The organism is Bradyrhizobium semiaridum (assembly GCF_020329505.1).
GTDB classification, from domain to species: Bacteria; Pseudomonadota; Alphaproteobacteria; order Rhizobiales; family Xanthobacteraceae; genus Bradyrhizobium; species Bradyrhizobium semiaridum.
Window position 1 is genome coordinate 154570 of the sequence record NZ_JAGKJJ010000017.1, and the last position, 24304, is coordinate 178873.

Below are 24304 nucleotides of genomic sequence, written 5' to 3' on the forward strand. Positions count from 1 at the left end.
CAGGTCCAGATCGAGCGGCGTGGAGGGCCGGGACGCCCCGTCGTAACAGCAATAAGCGAGGTCTGACCCTAGGCCACTTCCTCGATCTTCACCTTGTCCGGATAGAACGCCAGGTGACCTGTGATCTCGGCCATCGCCGGGAAAGGCGTCTCATAGGTCCAGATCGCGTTGTCCAGCGTCTTGCCGTTGGCCTTGACGCTGAAATAGTTCGCATCGCCCTTGTAGGGGCAGTGCGTGGTCCGCTCCGTGCGGACCAGCAGCTCCATCTTGGCATCCTGGCGCGGCACGTACTGCACCGCCGGATAGCTCGCTTCCTTCAGGGTCAGCGCGTGCGTGGTCTCGGCGATCACGACGCCGTCGGCGGTGACGCGGACGCGCTTCGGATTGGGGGTGATGGTGATCGGATGATCGGGGCCGGGGAGCTTCATCGGGCTGCGCCTTTTCTGGTCATTTCGGCGTGAATACTTGTGACCGATTGATGCAGGTTTCAATCGCTGCGAATGGGCATATAGTGACGCCCGGGATGACCTAGAAGACCGCAGGGACTAGGTTTTATCCTGTCACGGCCGCGTGAGCGGGCCCGTGATTCGCATGGCTTGATGGAGGTTGACTGGGATGCCGATGGACGCCCGTGATATCGAATCGATGATCAAGGCCGCGATCCCGGATGCCGAGGTAACGATCCGCGATCTGGCCGGCGACGGCGACCACTATGCGGCCACTGTCATATCCGAGTCCTTCCGCGGCAAGTCCCGCGTCCAGCAGCACCAGATCGTCTACCAATCGCTGAAGGGGCAGATGGGCGGGGTGCTGCACGCGCTGGCATTGCAGACCGGGGTGCCGGGAGGCTAGCCCCCGGCAAGCTGAGGGGCTGGGCGATGGCGGACAATCCGCGCGGCGCGATGTTTCGCGTCATCGTGCCGAACCAGCACAGCCGGGTCACCAACGCCGAGCTGTTCTTCGACCTCGTCTTCGTCTTTGCCGTCACGCAGCTGTCGCACACGCTGCTGCACCATTTTACCCCGCTCGGCGCCGTCCAGGTCACGGTGCTGTTCCTGGCGGTATGGTGGGTGTGGGTCTTCACCACCTGGGTCACCAACTGGCTCAATCCCGAGCTCACGCCGGTCCGCCTCCTGCTGTTCGTGCTGATGCTGGGCGGATTGCTGCTGTCGACCTCGATCCCGGCCGCATTCGAGGGGCGTGGCCTGTGGTTCGCCGCGACCTATGCGGCGATGCAGACCGGCCGCACCCTGTTCTGGCTGCTGGCGACGCCGCGGCGGCGGACGGCGGTGCGTCACAATGCGATCCGGATCCTGACCTGGCTCTGCTGCTCGGCCGTGCTCTGGATATCAGGCGGCCTCGCCGAGCACGAGACGCGGCTGTGGCTCTGGATCGCGGCGCTGACCATCGAATACATCGCGCCGGCGGCGCGGTTCTGGACACCGCGGCTCGGCCCGTCCTCGATCGAGGCCTGGTCGGTCGAGGGCGGCCACATGGCCGAGCGCTGCTCGCTGTTTGTCATCATCGCGCTCGGTGAGACCATCGTCGTCGACGGCGCGACCTTCGCCGAATTGACCTGGACGCCGGAAAACATGGCTGCGTTCGTCTGCGCTCTGGTCGGCAGCATCGCGATGTGGTGGATCTATTTCCACAAGGGCGCCGAGGCCGGCTCGGAGATGATCTCGAAGTCCGAAGAATCCGGCCGCGTGGCGCGGCTCGCCTATACCTATCTGCACATGCCGATCGTCGGTGGCATCATCCTCACCGCGGTGGCCGACGAACTGGTGCTGAAACACCCGGGCGGACATGCCGACCTCAAGACGATCGTCAGCTCGGTCGGCGGCCCGATGTTGTTTCTGGTCGGGACCATCCTGTTCAAATACGTGATCCGCAATTTCCTGCAGCTCTCGCACGGCGTCGGCATCATCGCGCTGGCGGCGGCGGCCTGGTTCGCCAGCGAGATGTCGCCGCTGATGCTCTCGCTAGTGACGACCACGATAATGATCGTGGTCGCAGCGTGGGAATCGCTCTCGCTGCGGTCAGGTACGGTCGAGGAATAGCGGCGCAACTCCATCCACGTCATTGCGAGGAGCGAAAGCGACGAAGCAATCCATCTGTCCGCGCATGTGGAACGATGGATTGCTTCGCTTCGCTCGCAATGACTGCGGAGAGACCTGCGCTGCTACTCCGCCGTCAGCGCATGCACCGAGAACATCCCATCCGCGTCGGTCCAGCTCTCGCGTACCGACCATCCGGCGCTGCGGGCCAGCGCAGTGAAACGCTCGAGCGAATATTTGTAGCTGTTCTCGGTATGAATGCTCTCGCCGGGGCGGAACGCGAAGGTGTTGCCGAGGATGCGCACGGTCTGCGCCTTGCGGCTGATCAGGTGCATCTCGATGCGATGCCGGTCGCGGTTGTAGATCGAGCGGTGCATGAAGCCCGAGAGATCAAAGTTGCCGCCGAGCTCGCGGTTGATGCGCGCCAGCACATTGAGGTTGAAGCGCGCGGTGACGCCGGCGGCGTCGTTATAGGCGTCGTACAGCACGCGCTCGTCCTTCTCGAGGTCGACGCCGATGATCATCTGGGCACCGTGACCGAGGATGTTGCGCGCGCTGCGCAGGAACGCGGCGGCCTCGTTCGGCTCGAAATTGCCGAGCGTCGAGCCCGGGAAGAAGCCGACCTTCGGCATGGCGGCGACAGCCTCGGGCAGCGCGAACGGCGCCGTGAAATCGGCGGCGACCGGATAGATACCGAGAGCGGGGAAATCCTTGCGCAGGCCGTCGGCCTGAGCCTTGAGGAAATCGCCTGAGATATCGACCGGCACGTAGGCGCCGAACTCGCAGTGCTCGAGCAGGAGGCGCACCTTAGTGGTGGCGCCGGCGCCGAACTCGACCAGCGCCGCGCCTTCCGGAATGATCGCGGCGATCTCGGCTGCGCGATCGCGCAGGATGCCGAGCTCGGTGCGCGTCGGATAGTATTCCGGCAGCACGGTGATCTGCTCGAACAGCTCCGAGCCGGCGGCGTCGTAGAAATATTTCGGCGACAGCCGTTTCGGATGACGTGCGAGATCGCCGATCACGTCGCCGGCAAACGCCGAAGTCGCCTCGTCGAACGGATACGCTTTGGTCAAAGCGGCGGCATGCACATTCATGATACTCTCCCGAACGCGCTTACCGGCGCGCTATTGATGTCGACAGGGCTCAATCAGGCGTAGTCTGCGAGGCGTAACCCCGTGAATTGCCAGCGATGGAACGGATAAAAGAAATTGCGATAGGTGACACGGCTATGACCTTCCGGCGTCGCCAGCGATGAGCCGCGCAGCACCAGCTGGTTGACCATGAACTTGCCGTTGTATTCGCCGAGCGCGCCCTCGATGGCGCGATAGCCCGGATAGGGCGAATAGGAGCTGCGGGTCCACTGCCAGACGATGCCGTAGGCGTCGTTGAGTAGGCCGGCGCGCGCGGCGACCTCCCATTCCGTCTCGGTCGGCAGATGCTTGCCGGCCCAGCGGGCGAAGGCGTCGGCCTCGTAATAGCTGACGTGACAGACCGGTGCCGACGGGTCGATCGGCTGCAAACCGCCCAGCGTCATGATCTTCCATTCGCCGTCGATCTCGCGCCAGTGGCCGGGCGACTGCCAGCCTTCATTGGTGACGGCGCCGAAGCCGTCCATCAGCCACAGCGTCGCGGTGGAGTAGCCGCCGTCCTTCATGAAGGCGAGCCATTCGGCATTGGTGACGAGATTTTTCGCCAGCTTGACCGGTCCAACGAGGGCGCGATGCGCCGGCTTCTCATTGTCGAAATGGAAGCTGTCGTCGCCATGCCCGACGGTGTGGATGCCTTCGTTGAGCGTCACCCATTCCTCGCCGCCGCGATGCGAGGCCGGGAAGCGCCACGCCGGATCGTAGGCCGGCGGAATCGGATTCTGCGCAAAGGCGTGCAGGATGTCGGTGTACATCAGTTCCTGATGCTGCTGCTCGTGATTGAGGCCGACCTCGACCAGCGACACCAGCGCCTGGAGCTTCTCTTCACCCGCAGTCTGGAAGAATTTCACCACCTCGGCGTCGACATGGCGGCGGTAGGTAGTGACCTCGTCGGCACTCGGACGCGTCAGATGGCCGCGCTGATGGCGGGCATGCCGCGGGCCGGCGCTGACGTAATAGGAATTGAACAGATAGGCGTAGTCCGGATGGAAGGGCGTGTAGCCGGCGACATGCTCGCCGAGCAGAAACTGCTCGAAGAACCAGGTGGTATGGGCGCGGTGCCATTTGGCGGGGCTCGCATCCGGCATCGACTGGATCAGCTGGTCTTCCGCCGACAGCGGTGCGGCGCGGCGCTCCGTCTCTCCGCGGACCGCGAGATAGGCATCCATCAGCCGCTGGGCGAGCGGGCCGGATACGGAGGGGCGTGACGGGGAAGCGGTGGCCATGGCGGCCGCGGCAGAGGCTGGTTTCGTCACGATGGTCTCCGGTTCAGGGGGAGAACGTTGCTTCGGCGAACTGGTTCCTTGACGGACAGTTCGTCCTAGATGGGGGCTCGGTTACGGAAAAAAAGCCTCACCGGTGATGATATTAGCCCCATCAGATGATCCGCAGCAGCGGCGCCCGGCGCCCGCCGCATGCCAGATTTCCGCCATTTTGCTTTGGATGCACAATGGTTTGAGTTACATATATAGCCAGTCACGGGTTAGAAGGGCGGGCCGGCCGAACAGGCTTGAGAGCGCCGCCCGAAAAGGAAGCGAAAATGAGCATCGAGCAATTCATCGACAACGAAGTGAAGTCGAACGACGTCGTGCTGTTCATGAAGGGCACGCCGCAATTCCCGCAGTGCGGCTTTTCCGGCCAGGTCGTGCAGATCCTCGACCACATCGGCGTCGGCTACAAGGGCCTCAACGTTCTCGAATCGGCCGAGCTGCGCAACGGCATCAAGGTCTATTCGAACTGGCCGACTATTCCGCAGCTCTATGTGAAGGGCGAGTTCGTCGGCGGTTGCGACATCATCCGCGAGATGTTCCAGGCCGGTGAATTGCAGCAGCTGTTCGCCGACAAGGGCATCCCGGTCGACGTTGCCGCCTGATTCCGGCCGCCTGACCTTGTCCGCGCGCCAGATCGGCAAGGCACGGCTGGAAGCGATTGTTGCCGACATCACCACGTTGCGCGTTGACGCCATCGTCAACGCAGCCAATTCATCGCTGCTCGGCGGTGGCGGCGTCGACGGTGCGATCCATCGCGCCGCTGGGCCGGAGCTCTTGGCCGAGTGCCGTACGCTGAAGGGCTGCAAGACCGGCGATGCCAAGATCACGAAGGGATACCGGCTCCCGGCCAGGCACGTGATCCACGCCGTCGGTCCGATCTGGCACGGCGGTACGCAGAACGAGGATGCGCTGCTCGCCTCCTGCTATCGCCGCGGCATCGAGCTCTGCCAGGCCCATGGTCTGGGGTCGGTGGCATTTCCCGCCATTTCCACCGGCGTCTACCATTTTCCGCCCGATCGCGCCGCCGCTATCGCGGTCAAGACCGTTGTCGACGCCCTGACGGCGGCTTCAGGCGTGACGCATGTCACCTTCTGCTGCTTCTCGGCGGCCAGCGGCCAACTGCACGCGGCCGAATTGGCCAACTTTGGCAGCCCTTGTGCCTGATGCCGCGGCGGCTACACTTCCCCGTGATCACCGGAGGGGGAGTTTCATGAATTCATTTCGATTGCTGTGCGCCGCGGCGGTTGGCGCGGTGCTCCTGGCCGCGCCCATGGCGCGGGCCGAGGGCACCTACGAAATTCCGGCAGGTGCGCATTTCAACAAGGACAAGCTCGCCAGGATCGGCGAGTTTTTCAAGAACGAGGTCGCGACCGGCAAGATCCCCGGTGCGATCGTGCTGATCCAGCAGCACGGGAAGCCGGTTTATCACGAATTCTTCGGCGTGCAGGACGTCGTCAGCAAGGCGCCGATGACCGACAAGACCATCTTCCGCCTGGCGTCGATGACCAAGGCGATCACCGCCGTGGTGTCGATGCAGCTGTTGCAGGACGGCAAGTACAAGCTCGACGATCCCGTTTCGAAATACATTCCCTCCTTTGCCAACATGAAGGTCGGGGTCGAGAAGAAGGCCGACGACGGCAGCAAGACGCTTGACCTCGTGCCGCTGAAACGGCCGATCACGATCAAGGATCTGATGACGCATACGTCGGGCGTGACCTATGGCTTCTACGGCGACAGCCTGGTCCGCAAGGCCTACAAGGAAGCCAATATCTATGCCGGCGATTTCGATCTTGCCGAGTTCGCCGAGCGGATCGCCAAACTGCCGCTGCACAACCAGCCCGGCGAGCTCTGGCAATACGGCCATTCCACCGACATCCTGGCGCGGGTGATGGAGATCGCTGCCGGCAAGCCGCTGCTTGCGATCGAGCGCGAGCATCTGCTTGATCCGCTCGGGATGAACGACACCCGCTTCTTCGTCACGGATCCCGAGAAGCAGAAGCTGATGGCCGAGCCGATGCCCAATGACAGCGACTTCCGGGTCGGCCGGGTCAACGATCCGACCAAGGTCAAGAAATGGGAATCCGCCTCCGGCGGCATGGTCTCGACCATGGCGGACTATTCGCGCTTCGCGCAGATGCTGCTCAACGGCGGCACTTACGACGGCAAGACCTATCTGACGCCGGAGACGTTCAAGCTGCTGACGACCGACTATGTCGGGCCCGACTCCGGGGTCGAGCGCGACTATTTCTATTTTCCCGGCGACGGGTTCGGCTTCGGGCTCGGGATCGCGGTGCGGACCGATCCGGGCAACGCGAAGCCGCCGCCGCCCGGCAACCTCGGCGAGCTGAAATGGGACGGCGCCAGCGGCTGCTATTTCGTGATTGACCGCAAGCAGGACATGTTCTTCATCCTGCTGGAGCAGACGCCGACCGAGCGTCAGCGCATCCAGCGGACGTTGAAGCTGCTGGTCTATGAAGCCATGGAGAATTAAAGCGGTTTCGAGCGCAGTGGATGCCGGTTCGCGTGAAGAAAACGCCTCAAAACAGAGGACTCGACATGCGTGGGTGCCGCGCGGTCGTCGCGGCACTCGTGCTCGCGCTCGGCGCAACAGGTGCGAAGGGTGAAGGCGAGAAGCGTGCCCCGCACAGCTTCTCGCCGGAAGGATTGGCGAAGGTCTCGGACTACATCAGGAACGAGATCGCAACCGGGAAGATTCCCGGCGCGATCCTTCTGCTGCAGCAGCACGGCAAGCCGGTCTACTACGAGAAGTTCGGCGTGCGCGACATCGCGACCGAATTCTCGATGAGCGCGGACACCATCTTCCGCCTCTATTCGATGTCGAAGCCGATCACCACGGTCACGGCGATGATGCTGGTCGAGGAGGGCAAGCTCGCCCTCAGCGATCCGGTCTCGAAATACATTCCGGCCTTTGCCGACATGAAGGTCGCAGCGGACAGGCGCGGCGAGGACGGCAAGCCGGTGATGACGCTGGAGCCGCTCAAGCGTCCCGTCACTATCGAAGACCTGATGCGCCACACCGCCGGGCTGCCTTACGGCTATTACGGCGGCGGCCTCGTCAACAAGGCCTATGCGGATGCCGGCCTGTTCAAGAACGATCCCAGCAACGCCGAACTGGTGGCGCGCATCGCGGCGCTGCCGCTGGCCGAGCAGCCCGGCACGCAGTGGGACTACGGTCATTCCACCGACGTGCTCGGCCGCATCATCGAGGTCATTACCGGGAAATCGCTGTTCGAGTTCGAGAAGGAGCGGCTGCTCGGCCCACTCGGCATGAACGACACCGCATACTATGTCGCGGACCGCGCGAAATGGCCGCTGATCGCGGAGCCGATGCCGAAGGATCGCGTCATCAGTCCCGTCGCCGAGGTCCGCGATCCCCGAAAGCCGCTGCGATGGGAATCCGGCGGCGGCGGACTGGTCGGCACGATCGGCGACTACGCGCGCTTTGCGCAGATGCTGCTGAACGGCGGCACCTATGACGGCAAGCGCTATCTGAAGGCTGAGACCATCGCGCTGATGACGTCGGATCATATCGGCCCCGAGACCGGTGTGGTGCGCGATCAGAACTTCTATCCGGGTCCGAATTCGGGCTTCGGCCTCGGCTTTGCCATCCGCACTTCGGTGCCGCCGAACACGGACTGGCCGGTCGGCGAATATCGCTGGGACGGCGTCGCTGGCACGTTCTTCTTCATCGATCCCCAGGATGACCTGTTCGGAATCCTGATGATGCAGACGCCGACGCAGCGCGGCCGGATCCAGCTCGAACTCAAGACGCTGATCTATCAGGCGATGGGACGGTAGAGGCGTGGGGTGACCGATCGTTCATCGCCAGGCGTTGGCGTAAGCCACGCTCCAGGCAGAGGAAATCAATCCCGGTTGTGACGGCATTGGCCCAAAATTAACATCGGTTGTGGGACGAGCCCATTCGCTAAGAGATTGCAAACGGCATTCGTCCGATGCTGGCCCGATCCACATTCGGAGGTGTCACATGGACGCCAGACTCATTTCCACGCTGGGCGCTCTAGGTCTGGCCGGCGGCTACATCGCCTACGATGCATCGAACTCCGATCCGACGATTTATCCCTATTCCAGGCAGCAGGCCCAGACCATGCTGGTGGCTGCGAAGACCACTCTTCCAAGGCGAGACAACAGCGGGCAGATCGAGATCTGGAGCACCGGCCGCTCGAGCAAGGGCGTCATGCTCAACATGAAATATTCAAGCCGCGCGCCGCTGATCACGTGCGACGTCGCGATCACGGATGCCGGGCCCGACAAAGTCCGCGTCGTTCCGGATTGCGGCGCTGATCCGAAGCAGGAGTCCGCGATAAATCGGACGTCCAATGAACTACGCGTTCCCATGTTCGCAGAGCATGTCGAGGCGACGCTCAACAAGCGAGAATTCAGCCGAGAGCGGGTCAGCCGGAAGGAAGTTGCGATCACGTTCAAGAATCTGAACGAAATGCAGAAGGAAGCGCTGCAAACATATGCCGATGAGCAGCGATTGCTGCACGACGCGTATTCTACGAAGCGGTAAGGCTGGTTTTCGCACGTGCGTAGCCCGGATGGAGCGCAGCGTAATCTGGGACAGCATCCCGGATTGCGCTTCGCTCCATCCGCGCTACAGGACGTCACGCCCCGCGCACGATGTCCCTGACGTGGCCGATTGCCTCCTCGATCATTGCAGCTGTGACGTCGAGATGGGTGCAGGCTCTGATTCTGCCGTCCATCATCGCCAGCGCCACGCCGCGCTTGCGCAGCTCGGTGACCATCTTCTCGCCGGGCACACCGGCTCCGTCGGGCTTGAAGAACACGAGGTTGGTCTCGGGCGTCTGCACCGTGATGCCGTTGATCTGCGACAAGCCGCGCGCCAGTGCGCGCGCATTGGCGTGGTCGTCGGCGAGGCGGTCGACGTGATGGTCGAGCGCATGGATGCAAGCGGCAGCCGCGACACCGGACTGCCGCATCGAGCCGCCGAGCCGCTGCTTCCAGCGCCAGACGTCATCGATGAAGGCGCGCGTGCCGGCGATCACGCCGCCGATCGGCGCGCCCAATCCCTTCGAGAAATCCATCCAGGCCGAATCCCAGCCCGCCGTCATGTCGCGCGGCGAGATGCCCGAGGCGACGGTGGCGTTGAGCAGCCGCGCGCCGTCCATGTGGGTGGCAAGGCCATGCGCCTTCGCGATGCTCGCGATCTCGTCGAGCGCGGCCTTCTTCCAGATCGTGCCGCCGCCGATATTGGCGGTCTGCTCGACGCTGACCAGCACCTGCGGCGGCTGGTAGCGGGTGCGCGGATGCAGCGCGGCGCGGAACGTCTCCGGCGCGAACTGGCCGTCATCGCCCGGCAGCGGCGTGATCTGGAAGCCACCCAGCGCGGCATGCGCGCCGCCCTCGCGGGCAATGATATGCGCGGTCGCATGCGCCAGGATCTCGTCGCCGGGGCGGCAATAGGCCAGCGTCGCGGCGACGTTGCACATCGTGCCCGAGGGCATGAAGACGGCCGCCTCCTTGCCGAGCAGGTCGGCAACGCGGGCGTTGAGCTCGTTGGTGGTCGGATCGTCGCCGACCTGCTCGTCGCCGACCTCCGCGCGCGCCATCGCCTCGCGCATCGCCGGCGTCGGCCTGGTCTGCGTGTCCGACAACAGGTTGATGCGGACGGCGGGAGCCTTCGGATCGGGCGGGGCAGGGGTGTAGTGCATGAGGTCTCTCTCGTTCGGTGTGCGCGGACTTTAGCCAAACAAAAAGGCCCCGGCAAAACCGGGGCCTTTCAATCTCGCAATACTTGTCACGATCAGCGCGAATAGAATTCGACGATCAGATGCGGCTCCATCTGCACCGGGAACGGCACGTCGGAGAGGCCGGGGATGCGCGCGAACTTCGCGGTCATCTTGCTGTGGTCGACCTCGATGAAGTCGGGCACGTCGCGCTCCGGCAGCTGGCTCGCTTCCAGCACGGTGGCGAGCTGCTTGGAGGCTTCCTTGACCTCGATGATGTCGCCGACCCGCAGCATGTAGCTGCCGATGTTGACCTTGCGGCCGTTCACCTTGACGTGGCCGTGGTTGATGAACTGGCGCGCCGCGAACATGGTCGAGACGAACTTCGAGCGATAGACCACGGTGTCGAGACGGCGCTCGAGCAGGCCGATCAGGTTCTCGCCGGTGTCGCCCTTGAGGCGGCTGGCCTCGACATAGATGCCGTGGAACTGGCGCTCGGAAATGTTGGCGTAGTAGCCCTTGAGCTTCTGCTTGGCGCGCAGCTGCACGCCGAAGTCGGAGAGCTTGCCCTTGCGGCGCTGGCCGTGCTGGCCGGGGCCGTATTCCCTGCGGTTCACGGGGCTCTTCGGGCGGCCCCAGATATTCTGGCCCATGCGGCGATCGATCTTGTACTTCGCCTCACTACGCTTTGTCATCGCGGTCCTCTTTGGATAGCCGTCGCGAACAGCGCCGGCGTTTTGTCAGTTTCAGGTTGAGGAGACGCGCCCTCCTGTGTACCGGCCAAAAGGCCTGTACCGACAGATCCGCCTCGAAAGCTCGAGGACGAACCACGGGTCGCGAAACGCATCGCGGGCCGAAACCGGCCCGCGAGCAAGGGTGGTCTTAAGGACAAAGCACGGCCCTGTCAAACGAAACGACCGGCTTTTTCGGCTGTTTAGCGGGCAAAATGGCAGTTTTCGCCCGCAGGACCGGTTCCCGAGCGCCCGAACCCGCCGGATGCCGGTTTGCCGGGTGAGATCCGGGAAATCCTGCAGATCGGTGGTTGGCGGGCTAGGAAACTTCAGCGTTGAAGTTTGTTGAGGCGGTGGGCCTAGGATCCCTGATCCGGGCCTGCACGGTCCTCGCCACAGCCCCCAACCCCCAAGGGCGGGACCGTGCCCCGGACAGGGCCGGGACCACGGAGATTTCCATGATGAAGCTCGTTGCGATTGCCACCTTTGTGCTGATCGGCGGCCAAGCCTTCGCTGGGGAAACTGGCCCGCTTCCGCAGGCCGGGATGGAGCGGCCGGAAAACACCAATGGCGCCACGGAAAAGGGTTCGATGGATACCACCGGCATGAACGTTAACCGCGCCAACAAGTCCGAGAAGGACAAGGCCAGCCGGGAGCAGCGGAAGAACGGCGATGCGAAGAAGTAGGTGACCGCGCATTCACGCCGTCAGGTCCGTGGCTTCAGCGCTTCGGGCCTTGCCCTCCCGGCTCGGATGTCCCGCGCGCCGGGTCATCCGTGGGCACGGCGGCTTCCACGAATTGCAGCACAAGTTTCCGCTTGTCGGGATCCTTAATCTTCGAGAATGCCCGAATGAGTCGCAGTGTCTCGAGTTCTGCGAGAAAGTCCGTCATGACGCTTCTGGTGCGATCTCGGGACGGGCCAGCGCCGCTTCGATGAGATCGACCTCCTCCTGGAGCGTATCGATCACGGTCGACGGGTGGAAGCCGGCGCCGCTGCGCATCAGGGTCTCCTGCAGCAGCCGCCTGCGATGATCTCTGATGTTCTCGAGCGCGCGGCGATCCTTCAGAGACACGTATCCCGCGATGATCTGTTCTATGGCCTTCATCTCAAATGCTCTTCAAAATAGTAAGGTACTGGAATCGCAGTATTAAAGCGGCCAAATCTCGCCCTCGCAAGGGGGCGGACGGTCCGTAGAAATCGGGAGGCGGCCATCCCGGATCGCGCTGCGCCTATCCGGGCGAGGCGTGCCAAGCCGTGAGTGCGAGGCGGTTGCGGCCGTTCACCGGCGGATGCCAGCGAACGCCGCTGCTATTCCACGCTGGAACAGCGACCAGTCGAAGCCGAGCGCGAGCGCAAGGTAGCCGCGGTCGATCATCGCGTTCGCCTGCTCGGCCGTGCGGGCGACGCCGCCGATCGCCACGCCACTTCGCATGATGCCGTCCTCGGCACGCTGCATCAGCGCGACCACCTCGGGATCGTCGGGCAGGCCGCGCTTGTTGATTGAGGTGGCGAGGTCGCCGGGGCCGATCACCGCGAGGTCGATACCGGGTGTGGCCATGATCTCGTCGATGCGATTCACCGCCTCGACATGCTCGATCGTGACCATGCAGATCATGTCGTCGTCGGCGGTCGCCATGTAGTCGTTCATCGAGACGCCCCAGCGGAACGGGGCGTGGAACGGGCCCCACAGCCGCTCGCCCTGCGGCGGGTAGCGCACGCTGCGCACCGCCTTCGCGGCCTCCTCCGCGTTGCAGACCATCGGAAAGTTGATGCCGAGCGCGCCGATGTCCATCGGTGCCTTGGCGAGGTGCGGCTCGTTGGCCGCGATCCGCACCATCGGCACGCAGGGCGTGCCTGAGGTGGCGACGATCATCGCATGCGCGGTGGAAAGCTCGATGGGGCCATGCTCCAGGTCGACGATGATCCAGTCCAGCGACTGCGCCATGATCTGCACGGTCTGGATGCTCGGGATCGTCGCGATCGCGCCGAAGGTCGGGCGCTTCTCGCGCCACTGTTGTCGCAAGCGGTTGAGCGGCGTCAGCGATGCTGAGGTCAAGGCGGTCCTCCCGTCGGCGGGCGAATGCGGGCTGGAGCATGCATTCATAGCCGTTCGCCTTGCAGGGGCAAAGCGGACAGTCGCCGGGATCGGCTGTCATCGGCAGGCTGGTGGACCGTAGCGGCGATGCCGAGCGCGCGTTGAGGCCGCGGCATTGTGGTATGCCGCAACATCAACGGGCGCGACACAGCGGTGGCGTGCCTGGAGAGGATCGCCACCGCTGCGCTAGCGGGAACGGGCTATCGCCGGTGCAGATCAGGCGACCCGCTCAGACAATGTGCCAGTCGTTCGGGACCACACCGGCGCTGGCGATAATGTGGGCGCCTCCGATCTGGCCGTTATCCCAGATCGACACCGCCGAATTATCGTTGCGCAGGAGAATGTCGCTCTGCCCGTTGCCATCATAGTCGCCGACGTCGGCAACATGCCAGCCATTGGAGAAGGTGCCGACGGGAGCGATGAAGTGCGCGCCGCCGATCTGGCCGTTGTCCCAGATCGACGCCCTGCCGTTGTCGTTGACCAGCAGGATGTCGCTCTGGCCGTTGGCATCGAAATCACCGGTGCCGGCAAAATGCCAGCCGCCGGAGATGGTGCCGGCAGGAGCGATGATGTGTGCACCGCCGATCTGGCCGTTGTCCCAGATCGACGCCTTGCCGTTGTCGTTGAACAGCAGGATGTCGCTCTTGCCGTTGCCGTCGAAATCACCGGTGCCGGCAATATGCCAGCCGCCGGCGATGGTGCCGGCAGGAGCGATGATGTGCGCGCCGCCGATCTGGCCGTTGTCCCAGATCGACGCCTTGCCGTCGTCGTTGACCCACAGGATGTCGCTCTTGCCGTTGCCGTCGAAGTCGCCGGTGCCGGCAAAATGCCAGCCGCCGGCAATGGTGCCGGCGGGAGCGACGATGTGCGCGCCGCCGATCTGGCCGTTGTCCCAGATCGACACCTTGCCGTTGTCGTTGACGAGCAGCATGTCGCTCTTGTGGTTGCCGTCGAAGTCGCCGGAGCCGACCACATGCCAGCCGCCGGAGATGGTGCCGGCGGGAGCAATGACGTGCGCGCCGCCGATCTGGCCGTTATCCCAGATCGATGCCTTGCCGTTGTCGTTGACCCAGTTGATGTCGTCATGGAAATTGCCGTCGAAATCGCTGCGCGTCACCGGCGCAAAGGCGAAATCGTCGGCAACGAGATTGGCTTTCGTGACGTTTTTCAACGTGAGAAGATCGCCGTCGAAGTTGAAGACGGTGTCCGCGCCGACCTGGGTCGCAACCGAGAGCGCTTCGGTGAAATTATGGATGAAACCGATTCCGACCAGGCTGATCCTGTCGACGACGCCGGCCCCTCCCACAAAGTCCGTGACGGTATCGTTGCCGCCGCCCACCGAGAAGACAAACGTATCGCGGCCGAGGCCGCCGGTGAGCGTATCGGCTCCGGCCCCGCCGTCCAGGACGTCGTTGCCATTGTCGAAAGTCGTCCCGCCGGTGCCGAAGGCGTTGTCGTAGAGGTCCACCCCGTCGTCGCCGACGAGGAAATCGTTGCCCGCGCCGCCGGTCAGATGGTCGTCGCCATTCTGGCCGATCAGCCGGTTGTCACCGCTGTCACCGGTGATCCAGTCGTTGAATTCGGTGCCGACCACGCCTTCGACGTTGGTGATCGTGTCGGTGCCGCCGAAACCATCGGATGCCGTGTGCGTCGCGAGATTGACCGTGGCACCCGCCGGCGCGCCCCGATAGACCACCCGGTCGAGCAGGCCGCCGCCGCCATCGATCGTGTCGTTGCCGGCATCGCCGTAGAACTGCTCGGCCTGCGCGCCGTCGCTGCCGGTCAGCGTGTCGTTGAAGCGCGAGCCAAGAATGCCGTTCACGCCGCTAAGGGTGTCCACGCCGACGTTGGCCGCATCGGCGACGGTGGACTGTCCGATGCCAGTCTGGAGATTGACCGTCACGGCGGCGAGCGCGTTGCTGTACTGGGCCCAGGTGTGGCCATTGCCCGAAATGCTGTCGCTGCCGCCCATGCCTTCGAAGAAGTTCGAGTTGCCGAACGGTCCGTTGAATCCGGCATTTGCAGTGAAGCTGTCGGCAAGATCGGATCCTCTGACACGTTCGATGTTGATCAACGTGTCGGTGCCTGCCGCGTTACCGCCGGGCTTGTCAGTCACGGTTGAGACGGTGTCGAGCACGACGACCACGCCGGTATTCACCACGCCGGCCGCAAGGGGATAATCGTAGCGAGCCGTGTTGTTGTCGAAATTGTTGATCGCCTCTGCCGAGCCCGTCAGGATATCGTCGCCGCCAAGTCCGATGAACTGAAAGAAGCCGCGGGCACCGGCGGCCGTGATGGTATCGGCGAATTCCGAGCCGCGCGCCGCATTCACGGCATTGATGTTATCGGGCCCGACCACCCCGGCGAACGAGTCGACACCGATTCCGGCGGCATCGCCGGCAGCGATGGAATGCGCGTTTCCTGCCAGGAGGTCGATGGCGACGCCACTCGCCGCAAGGCCATAAGCGACCCGGGTAACGCCGTTTCCGCTGATGACGTCATTGCCGCCTTGTCCTTCGAACTCGGTATACGCGCCGGATTCACCAACGAAACTCGAGGTGGCGGTGAAGCTGTCGGCAAAGTTGCTGCCCCTGATGTTTTCGACGCTGATAAGGGTATCGACGCCGACGGATGAATTGCCGGTCACGGTCGAAGTCGCCGACATTACGACCGTAATGGCGGCGGTTGCGTTGGTGTAATTCGACATATCAAATCCGGCCCCGCCATCGATGATGTCGTTGCCGCCGCCGCCGCCGATGAAGTCGTTGCCTTTGCCGCCCCTCAGCACATTGGCCGCGCCATTGCCGAACAGAAGATCGTTGAAGTCCGATCCGATCAGATTCTGGATGTTGCTGTAGGTGTCTCCCGCGGCCTCTCCGGTATTCGTCCCGGGGTTGAAGAGATCCGCGCGCACCGCAGCCAGTGCGTTGTCGTAGGAGACCGTGTTGTTCCCGCCGCCGCCGGCAAAGGCGTCGCCTCCGGGGCCGCCGACGAAGAAATCGTCGCCTGCGAAGCCGGTGAACGTATCGGCATTCTGGAAGACCAGATGAAACGCCGACCGGTTGCCGTCATTGGGCGAGGTGATCAGGTCAACGAGCGAGGTGTTGAGGCCCGTTACGGTCTCATGGATGGTTGCGCCGTCGAAGCTGGTGCGGTCGATTTCCGAAATCGTGCCGCCGGTCGGCGTGGTTCCGTTGTAGGTAAAGCCCGTGCCGATGATCCGCGTCAGGGTCCCATCCGAGTTGATGAGAACCATCGTGGTGCCGGTCTGGGTGACGGGGACAGTCGTGTTGATGCTGACGTTGTACCAAGCGATCCCGGACGGAACGGCGTTAGCGGTGTGCGTGTATGTAGCCATTGTTGGCGCTCCCTGATGAATTGATGATCGAAATTCTTGCTGGCGATGAGTTAGCGGGGGAGATCGCTGGCACTGGCGGCGCGCGCGGTCGCGTGGCCTGCTCCGGTCCGAGCGCAGTCGCGCATTGCCTGATGGATTTCGACGGTGTCATCCCCGGCCGGCCCCCTCAAAAAGTCAGCGCCCATCCCGCCGTTCAGCGCGTGGAGCAGCCCCAACTGTTGAGGTGTCATTGCCAGTGGCGTGCTTAGCGAAAATACGTGCTAGAGCCCTTCGCCGACCGAGATGAAATTGAATGCACCGAAAAGTTGTGGCCCTGGGAAAAAACGCTTCTTTGAAAACTTTGGAAAATATATCCGTAGGTTTCTTAATGATGCAAATTGTAACTATTATGTCAATCGGTTCGTGTCAGCCGATCGCAGTGATCGCGCAAGGCGAGTAAGGCCGTGGACACGAGCGCTGACGTGCTGCAGTGCAAGGACGCTGGATCAGGCCGGAACGCGGCCGCCGAAGAACGGCGTGAGTGCCGCACTCAGCGTGTGCGGGCGTTTTGAAGTGAAGATCATCTCGGCGCCGGCGGTGTCGCTCTCGGTGCCGGGCGACCCGAGCAGGTCGGAGACGCGGCGGGCGATCGCGGGCGCCGGATCGATCCAGTCGACCGGCCACGGCGCAAGCCTGGTCAGGCGATCCAGCAGCAGCGGATAGTGCGTGCAGGCGAGCACGACCGTATCGGTGCGCGCCGGGTCGGCAGGGCCGTTGCCGACGAAGCAGGGGGCGAGCTCGGCGGCAATATCCTCGTCGCGCACGGCCTGTCCGCTGAGCGCAGCCTCCGCCAGCGAGGCGAGCTCGCCGGAGCCGACCAGGGTGACCTCGCAGCCCTGCGCGAAATCGGAGATCAGCTTGCGGGTGTATTCCCGCTTGACGGTGCCGCGGGTGCCGAGCACCGAAACCCGCCGCGTCCTCGACGAGGCGCAGGCCGGCTTGATTGCCGGCACGGTGCCGACGAAGGGCACCGAATAGGCGTCGCGCAGATGCGACATGACAATGGTCGATGCGGTGTTGCAGGCGATCACGACGAGGTCGGGCGCGTGCGCCTCGATCAGCTCGCCGATCAGCGGCACCACGCGGGCGACGATCTCATCCTCGCCGTGGTGGCCGTAGGGGAAGAACGCGTCGTCGGCGACATAGACGTAATGCGCGTCGGGCCGGGCGCGCACGATTTCGCGCAGCACGGTGAGGCCGCCGAGGCCGGAATCGAACACAAGGATGGTGGGGGGACGCGACACGTCCGGCAGATTATCCGATCCGGGGTTACGATTCAGTTGTTTTTGCGCGCCGGGCGCACAAGGCGGTGAAGTCGGGGAATTTCTTATGGCCTTGGCAGATACCTGCCACTATCACGGCAAGCCATTGCCATGGCATGCGAAATCCGGGCGGGCCGCAGGGCAGGTCAGACATGATGCGAACAGTTCGACCGATTGGGACTGGCTGGCCCGCGCGTTCCACTGGGGACTGGGCGCGGCCATCATCGGCATGCTGGCCTATGGCTGGTGGATGAACCACATCCCGGCGCGCCGGACCGCTTCTTTCACCGCTCGATCCACGCCGATATCAGCTATCTCGTGCTGCTGCTCACCGTGCTCCGGCTGCTCTGGCGCGGCCTCAATCCAACGCCGGCCTGGCAGCGGATCGCGGCCAGAGTCAGCCATGGCGGGCTCTATCCGATTCTGCCTGTGATTGTATCTTGCAAGTGACGCAATTTCAGGCAAGCATACTGCTTTTGCGATTTTTCAGGCAGAAGCGCCATGGCAAAGAATATTGTCTTGCTGTCCGACGGGACGGGAAACAGCTCCGCGAAGGTCTTGAAGACCAACGTCTGGCGGATGTTTCAACTGCTCGATCTGCGCGACCCGCTGCGCCAGATCGCGTTCTACGATGACGGCGTCGGCACGTCCTCGTTCAGGCTGTTCGCGATCCTTGGCGGCATCTTCGGCTTCGGTTTGAAGCGCAATGTGATCGCGATCTATAGCTTCTGCTGCCGAAACTACCAGCCGGGCGATCATATCTATTGCTTCGGCTTCAGCCGGGGCGCCTTCACGATCCGGATCGTCGCCGGCCTGATCGCCTCGCAGGGCATCGTCGCCTACAACAACAGCGAAGCCGACCTTGCGCGCTTCGCGGCCGATGCCTATCGCGCATACCGGCGCCGCTACAGCGGCGGCATCCTCAAGGCGCTCGGCGGCGTCGGCATCGATCTGCGCGCCATCAGGGATTTCGGCATCCGCAGCTGGCGGCGGCTATGCGGCCAGGCCGTCGAGGCGCCACCGCCGATCGAGGTCGAGAGCATCCGATTCGTCGGCATCTGGGACACGGTCGATGCCTATGGCGGGCCGATCCAGGAGATGACGCGCGCGATCGACTACTGGGTCTGGCCGCTGTCGATGCCGGACCACTTCATGAGCGCCAAAATCCATCGCGCCTGCCATGCGCTGGCGCTGGAGGACGAGCGTGATGCGTTTCATCCCGTGATCTGGGACGAGCGCTACGTGCGGGGCACGGACGTTGTCCCGGGGCATCGCAGGACCAGCTGGCTGTTCGACGTCAACCACGACCCGAGGGACGAGGCGACGCGGCGGGACGATCCGTTGCCGCACCTGCGCACCGATCTGCCGCTCGCCGATCGCGAGCGCATCAGCCAGGTGTGGTTCACCGGCGTGCATACCGACATCGGGGGCGGTTATCCGCAGAACGGCCTGTCCTATGTGACGCTCGATTGGATGCTGGATCGCGCCGCGGCCTATGGCCTGCGCTATCTCGACCGCCAGCGCGAGATCACGGTCGATCCGCTGATCGATCCGATGGACAAGCTCAACGACTCCCGCAAGGGACTTGCGAGCTACTACCGCTACAAGCCGCGCAATGTGCGCGACATCTACCGCGAGCCGTCCTACAAGCTGTCGGTCCGTGACGATCTGCGCCGCATCTGGCGGCTGCTGCGCCATCTGCCCGATCCGCAACACGAAATCCTTGCCGACCTGCATCCAAGCATGCCGCGCACGGTGTTGCCGGTGCCTGAGGCGACCATCCATCATTCGGTGTTCGACCGTATCGTCGGCGGCAACGATCGCTATGCGCCGGTGGTCGTTCCGGCGACGTACAAATGGGTCGACGAGGCCGGCACAGCGCATCCGGGACCCTGCCAGCCGCCCGACCTCGCCGGGCTGCGTTCGCGCGTCCAGGACGATGTCTGGAATTGGGTCTGGCTGCGCCGCGTGGTGTATTTCCTGACGGTGTTCGCGACCGCCTTCGTCGCCTTCATCCCCTATTTCGTGATCTACGCGCCGGGCTTCGGACGCGCCGCCGTCGGCGGTTTCGTCAATCCGATCGTCAACGCTGCCGCTTCCTTCCTGCCGGGCTTTCTCGAGCCGTGGTTCGTGGCGTTCCGCAATGCTCCGGGATTCGTGCTGATCGGCGCGGTCGCAATCCTCGCTTTGATGTTCGTCGGGAGCGGGCTGCAGCAGAAGGTGCGTGACGTGGCGCGCATTGCCTGGCATGCGCCGCAGAACTATCCCGAATTCACCGGCTGGCGCGCATCCGTCTACTGGCTACGCCGGCGCGGCTGGTACCGGGCGGGGTTCTATGTGCTGACGCACTGGATATTCCCGACGCTGATCATGTGGTGGCTGTTTTGGTGGCTTGCGTTCGGCGCCGCCAACACGCTGGGACTGGTCTGCAAGGGGACCGGCGGAGTGCTCGTCGAGGGCCAGGCGTCGGCATCGACGCCGATACTCACCGCCAAGGCCTGCAACGTCACCGGGCTGCGCGTCCTGCAGGACGAGACCTACCGCATCACGTTGACGATCGGAGAGCCGTGGAAGGACTCGACGACCGAAACCGATCCCAATGGCTTCGGCAATGCGCGCGCGTCATGGCTTCAGATAGTCGGCTGGCCGTACAAGCGCCTGATCTGGTCGAACTGGTTCGCGACCATCCTTCGCGTGGGCGGCGGCGGGTTCGAGGAGCACCTGCTGCGGCTGGAGCAGAAGGACGGCGCTTGGACGACCATCTTCGTGCCGCGCGCGACCGGCGAGGTGTTCCTCTATGTCAATGACACCACGCTCAGCCTGCCGTGGATCTACGACTACTTCTACGAGTCCAACAATCACGGCACCGCAAAAGTGACGATCGAAAAGCTGCCGAAGCAGGGCGCCACCTGACGGCGGCGGCCTGCGCGTCGGCAAAGGGTTATCCCGCCGGCATCTGCTTCTCGACCAGGCGCGCCCAATAGGAGGCGCCGTGGCCGAGGATGTTGTCGTTGAACTTGTATGCCGGGTGGTGGCACATCGGGCCGTCGCCCATGCCGAGAAAGACGAAGGCACCGGGCCGGGCTTCCAGCATGAAGGCGAAATCCTCGCCACCCATCACGGGTGTCAGGTTCTCGTTGACGCGGTCGGCGCCGACCACGTCGCGGGCGACCTCGGCGGCGATGCCGGCCTCGCGGGCGTGGTTCATCGTCACCGGATAGAGGCGGGTGTATTTGGTCTCGGCCGATCCGCCATAGGCCCGGGCAGTGTTCTCGGCGACCTCGGCGATGCGGCGCTCGACCAAATCGCGCACGTCAGGATCGAGCGTGCGCACGGTGCCGCCGAGCTTCACGGTCGCCGGGATGATGTTGAAGGCCGTGCCGCCCTGGAACATGGTGATGGAGATGACAGCCGATTTCAGCGGATCGACATTGCGCGCGACGATCGATTGCAGCGCGCTGATCACCTGCGCGCCGATCAGCACGCTGTCGATGGCCTCGTGCGGTGCTGCGCCGGCATGACCGCCCTTGCCGTGGATCGTGATCTCGATGGTGTCGGACGAGGCGAGCATCGGGCCGGGCGTGGTGGCGAAATGGCCCTCGGGCAGGCCCGGCATGTTGTGCAGGCCGTAGACCTCCTGAATGCCCCAGCGCGTCATCAGCCCGTCGTCGACCATCGCCTTGCCGCCGGCGCCGCCTTCTTCGGCCGGCTGGAAGATCACGATCGCCGTGCCGTCGAAATTGCGGGTTTCGGTGAGATATTTGGCGCCGCCCAGCAGCATCGCGGTGTGGCCGTCATGGCCGCAGGCGTGCATCTTGCCGGGGATTTTCGAGGCATAGGGCACATCGGCGGCTTCCTCGATCGGCAGCGCGTCCATGTCGGCACGCAGGCCGATGACCCGGCCGGCGGTGTTCTTGCGGCCGCGGATCACGCCGACCACGCCGGTCCGGCCGATTCCGGTCACCACCTCGTCGCAGCCGAACTCCCGCAAGCGCTCGGCAACGATGCCGGCGGTGCGATGCACCTCGTAAAGCAGTTCGGGATTCTCGTGGAAGTCATGGCGCCAGGCGGCCATTTCATCCGAGAGGGCGGCAACGCGATTGACGATGGGCATGGGTTCGGTCCGTTTCTTGTGAGTTCGCAGGGCGGGCAGCGTAGCCTAACCCGCCGCGATGTCACGCGGGAATGGCATTACCCCATCTACGAAGCGCTCAACTTTCCCCGAACACCCGCTTGAAGATCGTGTCGACGTGCTTGAGGTGATAGCCGAGGTCGAACTTCTCCTCGATCTCGGCGTCCGTCATGTACTTCTTCACGTCGGCGTCCTGCTTCAGCAGGGTCTGGAAATCGCCTTCGCCGCGCCACACCGGCATCGCGTTGCGCTGCACGAATTTGTAGGCGTCCTCGCGGCTGGCGCCCTTCTGGGTCAGCGCGATCAGCACGCGCTGCGAATGCACGAGGCCGCCGAGCCGGTCGAGGTTCTTCTGCATGTTCTGCGGATAGACGAGCAGCTTCTCGATCAGGCCGGCAAGGCGGACCAGCGCGAAGTCGAGCGTGACGGTGGCGTCGGGGCCCATCATGCGCTCGGCGGAGGAATGCGAGATGTCGCGCTCGTGCCAAAGCGCGACGTTCTCCAGCGCCGGCGTCACATAGGCGCGCACCATCCGCGACAGGCCGGAGAGGTTTTCCGACAGCACCGGGTTGCGCTTGTGCGGCATTGCCGAGGAGCCCTTCTGGCCCTCGGAGAAGAACTCCTCGGCCTCCAGCACCTCGGTGCGCTGCATGTGGCGGACCTCCACCGCGAGCCGGTCGACCGAGGCGGCGATCACGCCGAGAGTGGCGAAATACATCGCGTGGCGGTCGCGCGGAATCACCTGGGTCGAGATCGGCTCCGGCCGCAGGCCCATTGCCTTTGCGACATGCGCTTCGACGCGCGGGTCGATCTGCGCGAAGGTGCCGACCGCGCCGGAAATGGCGCAGGTCGAGATTTCCTCGCGCGCGGCGATGAGGCGGGCGCGGGCGCGAGCAAACTCGGCATGGGCATAAGCGAGCTTGAGGCCGAAGGTGACGGGCTCGGCATGGATGCCGTGCGAGCGCCCGATGGTCGGCGTCATCTTGTGCTCGAAGGCGCGGCTCTTCAGCGCCGCCAGCACGCGGTCGAGGTCGGCGATCAACAAATCGGCGGCGCGCTTGAGCTGGACGTTGAGGCAGGTGTCGAGCACGTCGGAGGAGGTCATGCCCTGGTGCACGAAGCGCGCTTCGGGCCCGACGATCTCGGCGAGATGGGTGAGGAAGGCGATCACGTCGTGCTTGGTCTCGCGCTCGATCTCGTCGATCCGCGCGACGTCGAAGGTGGCGTCCTTGGCCTTGGCCCAGATCGTCTTGGCGGCTTCCCTGGGGATCACGCCGAGCTCGGCCAGCGCGTCGGCGGCATGCGCCTCGATCTCGAACCAGATCTTGAAACGCGTCTGCGGCTCCCAGATGGAGGCCATTTCCGGGCGGGTATAGCGGGGGATCATCGACAGCTCCGAGGCGGGCAGGGGGCGCAAAAAGCGGCTCTCGGCCGATTTGTTTTTTACGCCGTGCTTTAGCAAATCGGGGTCGGCGAGGCCACCTCTATGGGGGATTTCGAGGGGAAAACCGAGCTTTCTGAGGGCTAAAGGGGCGGACGGGTGACAAGGGCTCTGCTTCGCCTCTCCCCGCCTGCGGGGAGAGGCCGGAACGCATCGTAGATGCGTTCCGGGTGAGGGGGAGCCTCCGCGTGTCCAATCGCCACTGTATGCGCGGAGATAGCCCCTCACCCCAACCCTCTCCCCGCGAAGAGCGGGGAGAGGGAGCGGATGGGCTCGCAGCCCGGATGAGCGGAGCGATACCCGGGGCTCTCGCGATCGGTCCCCGGGTGTCGCTTCGCTCACCCGCTACGGAGCTGCTACAAGTTCGCCAGTCCGCACTCCACGGCGAGCCGCACCAGCTGGGCGTCGGTTCGCATCCCGGTCTTGGCCTTGATCAGATAGTGGTAGTTCTGCACGGTCTTGGTGCTGAGGTTGAGATTGGCGGCGATCTGCTCCTTGGTGCTGCCGGCCGCGATCTGCCGCAAGATCTCGATCTCGCGTTCGCCGAGCTGGTCGAGCGCGGACTTGCTCGGCACCAGGCTGTCCAGCGCCAGCACCCTTGCGACGTCGTCGCTCATCGCGTGCTCGCCGCGCGCCACGGCGCGGATCGCGGCGATCAGCTCGGCGGGCTCGCTGCCCTTGGTGACGAAGCCGCTGGCGCCGGCGCCGAACGCCGCCTTCACCTGTGCCGCCTCGCTGTGCATGCTGAAGGCGAGAATGCGGGCATCGGCATTGCGCGCGCGGATGTTGCGGATCGCTTCCAGCCCGCTCGCACCCGGCATCGAGATGTCCATCACCACCACGTCAGGCGCGTGCGACTTGAAGGCGCGATAGGCATTGGCGGCGTTGTCGGCCTCGGCGACGACGCGAAAATCGTCCTGATGCTCGAGCACGCGCCGGTAGCCCTGGCGGACGACGGGATGATCGTCGACCAGGAGAATTGCGATGCCGGCAGTCTTGCGGGCAGTCATCTCAGGCGGCGAGCGGAATGGTCGCGGCGACGG

Annotated in this window: 21 protein-coding genes and 1 pseudogene; 10 read left to right on the top strand and 12 right to left on the bottom strand. The window is 64.2% G+C overall.

All coding sequences use genetic code 11. The features are described from left to right. Window positions 1-68: 68 nt before the first annotated feature. Window positions 69-428 (bottom strand): DUF427 domain-containing protein, encoded by a 360-nt coding sequence (locus tag J6500_RS20240; protein WP_225714446.1) that lies wholly within the window; start codon window positions 426-428, stop codon window positions 69-71. Window positions 429-615: 187 nt separating this feature from the next. On the opposite strand from J6500_RS20240, the gene J6500_RS20245 reads away from it, so the two are divergent. Then, window positions 616-852 carry a BolA family protein gene (locus tag J6500_RS20245; RefSeq protein WP_212015434.1) on the top strand — a complete coding sequence of 79 codons (237 nt, stop codon included), beginning with the start codon at window positions 616-618 and terminating at the stop codon, window positions 850-852. 26 nt (window positions 853-878) lie between these two features. After that, window positions 879-2060, top strand: a complete 1182-nt coding sequence (locus J6500_RS20250) for a low temperature requirement protein A (protein ID WP_225714447.1) — start codon at window positions 879-881, stop codon at window positions 2058-2060. Between the two features lie 122 nt (window positions 2061-2182). On the opposite strand, the gene egtD is transcribed toward J6500_RS20250, so the two are convergent. Next, window positions 2183-3151 carry an L-histidine N(alpha)-methyltransferase gene (gene egtD, locus J6500_RS20255; RefSeq protein WP_225714448.1) on the bottom strand — a complete coding sequence of 323 codons (969 nt, stop codon included), beginning with the start codon at window positions 3149-3151 and terminating at the stop codon, window positions 2183-2185. Between the two features lie 53 nt (window positions 3152-3204). Further along, a complete protein-coding gene (gene egtB / locus J6500_RS20260; protein ID WP_225714470.1) occupies window positions 3205-4428 on the bottom strand; it encodes an ergothioneine biosynthesis protein EgtB in 1224 nt (407 codons plus the stop codon). 314 nt (window positions 4429-4742) lie between these two features. Here egtB and grxD point away from each other — a divergent pair, with 314 nt between their 5' ends. The 5 genes from grxD to J6500_RS20285 all read left to right on the top strand — a co-directional run bounded on the left by grxD (window position 4743) and on the right by J6500_RS20285 (window position 9025). Further along, window positions 4743-5075: a Grx4 family monothiol glutaredoxin gene (gene grxD / locus J6500_RS20265; RefSeq protein ID WP_016843475.1), complete on the top strand. Its 333-nt coding sequence runs from the start codon at window positions 4743-4745 to the stop codon at window positions 5073-5075. A gap of 10 nt (window positions 5076-5085) precedes the next feature. Further along, window positions 5086-5637: an O-acetyl-ADP-ribose deacetylase gene (locus tag J6500_RS20270; protein ID WP_225714471.1), complete on the top strand. Its 552-nt coding sequence runs from the start codon at window positions 5086-5088 to the stop codon at window positions 5635-5637. Between the two features lie 46 nt (window positions 5638-5683). Continuing rightward, on the top strand, window positions 5684-6964 hold the full coding sequence (locus tag J6500_RS20275) for a serine hydrolase domain-containing protein (RefSeq protein ID WP_225714449.1): 1281 nt from the start codon (window positions 5684-5686) through the stop codon (window positions 6962-6964). Between the two features lie 65 nt (window positions 6965-7029). Further along, window positions 7030-8292, top strand: a complete 1263-nt coding sequence (locus J6500_RS20280; protein WP_225714450.1) for a serine hydrolase domain-containing protein — start codon at window positions 7030-7032, stop codon at window positions 8290-8292. Between the two features lie 187 nt (window positions 8293-8479). Continuing rightward, the gene (locus J6500_RS20285; RefSeq protein ID WP_225714451.1) at window positions 8480-9025 is read left to right on the top strand and encodes a hypothetical protein; all 546 of its coding nucleotides are present in this window, start codon (window positions 8480-8482) and stop codon (window positions 9023-9025) included. Between the two features lie 94 nt (window positions 9026-9119). Here the strand turns inward: J6500_RS20285 and J6500_RS20290 are convergent, their stop codons facing one another. Beyond that, the gene (locus J6500_RS20290; protein ID WP_225714452.1) at window positions 9120-10187 is read right to left on the bottom strand and encodes a threonine aldolase family protein; all 1068 of its coding nucleotides are present in this window, start codon (window positions 10185-10187) and stop codon (window positions 9120-9122) included. Window positions 10188-10279: 92 nt separating this feature from the next. Next, window positions 10280-10897 carry a 30S ribosomal protein S4 gene (gene rpsD, locus J6500_RS20295; protein ID WP_225714453.1) on the bottom strand — a complete coding sequence of 206 codons (618 nt, stop codon included), beginning with the start codon at window positions 10895-10897 and terminating at the stop codon, window positions 10280-10282. 494 nt (window positions 10898-11391) lie between these two features. Between rpsD and J6500_RS20300 the strand changes: the two genes are divergently transcribed. Further along, window positions 11392-11619, top strand: a complete 228-nt coding sequence (locus J6500_RS20300; RefSeq protein WP_225714454.1) for a hypothetical protein — start codon at window positions 11392-11394, stop codon at window positions 11617-11619. Window positions 11620-11820: 201 nt separating this feature from the next. On the opposite strand, the gene J6500_RS20305 is transcribed toward J6500_RS20300, so the two are convergent. The 4 genes from J6500_RS20305 to murI all read right to left on the bottom strand — a co-directional run bounded on the left by J6500_RS20305 (window position 11821) and on the right by murI (window position 17670). Next, window positions 11821-12039: a hypothetical protein gene (locus J6500_RS20305; protein WP_225714455.1), complete on the bottom strand. Its 219-nt coding sequence runs from the start codon at window positions 12037-12039 to the stop codon at window positions 11821-11823. Window positions 12040-12213: 174 nt separating this feature from the next. Continuing rightward, a complete protein-coding gene (locus J6500_RS20310; protein WP_225714456.1) occupies window positions 12214-12990 on the bottom strand; it encodes an HpcH/HpaI aldolase family protein in 777 nt (258 codons plus the stop codon). Between the two features lie 268 nt (window positions 12991-13258). After that, window positions 13259-16387 carry a beta strand repeat-containing protein gene (locus J6500_RS20315; RefSeq protein WP_225714457.1) on the bottom strand — a complete coding sequence of 1043 codons (3129 nt, stop codon included), beginning with the start codon at window positions 16385-16387 and terminating at the stop codon, window positions 13259-13261. Window positions 16388-16872: 485 nt separating this feature from the next. Continuing rightward, on the bottom strand, window positions 16873-17670 hold the full coding sequence (gene murI, locus J6500_RS20320) for a glutamate racemase (RefSeq protein ID WP_225714458.1): 798 nt from the start codon (window positions 17668-17670) through the stop codon (window positions 16873-16875). A gap of 268 nt (window positions 17671-17938) precedes the next feature. Here murI and J6500_RS20325 point away from each other — a divergent pair. Both J6500_RS20325 and J6500_RS20330 read left to right on the top strand, forming a co-directional pair. Beyond that, window positions 17939-18111 (top strand): annotated as a pseudogene (locus tag J6500_RS20325) (cytochrome b); the annotation flags it as partial. A 78-nt stretch (window positions 18112-18189) separates the two neighbouring features. Beyond that, on the top strand, window positions 18190-20601 hold the full coding sequence (locus tag J6500_RS20330) for a T6SS phospholipase effector Tle1-like catalytic domain-containing protein (RefSeq protein WP_225714459.1): 2412 nt from the start codon (window positions 18190-18192) through the stop codon (window positions 20599-20601). 28 nt (window positions 20602-20629) lie between these two features. On the opposite strand, the gene J6500_RS20335 is transcribed toward J6500_RS20330, so the two are convergent. From J6500_RS20335 to J6500_RS20345, 3 genes are all read right to left on the bottom strand, one after another. Next, a complete protein-coding gene (locus J6500_RS20335) occupies window positions 20630-21802 on the bottom strand; it encodes a M20 aminoacylase family protein (RefSeq protein WP_225714460.1) in 1173 nt (390 codons plus the stop codon). Between the two features lie 97 nt (window positions 21803-21899). Next, window positions 21900-23207: an adenylosuccinate lyase gene (gene purB, locus J6500_RS20340; protein WP_225714461.1), complete on the bottom strand. Its 1308-nt coding sequence runs from the start codon at window positions 23205-23207 to the stop codon at window positions 21900-21902. A 410-nt stretch (window positions 23208-23617) separates the two neighbouring features. After that, window positions 23618-24271, bottom strand: a complete 654-nt coding sequence (locus tag J6500_RS20345) for a response regulator (protein WP_225714472.1) — start codon at window positions 24269-24271, stop codon at window positions 23618-23620. Window positions 24272-24304: the final 33 nt, after the last annotated feature.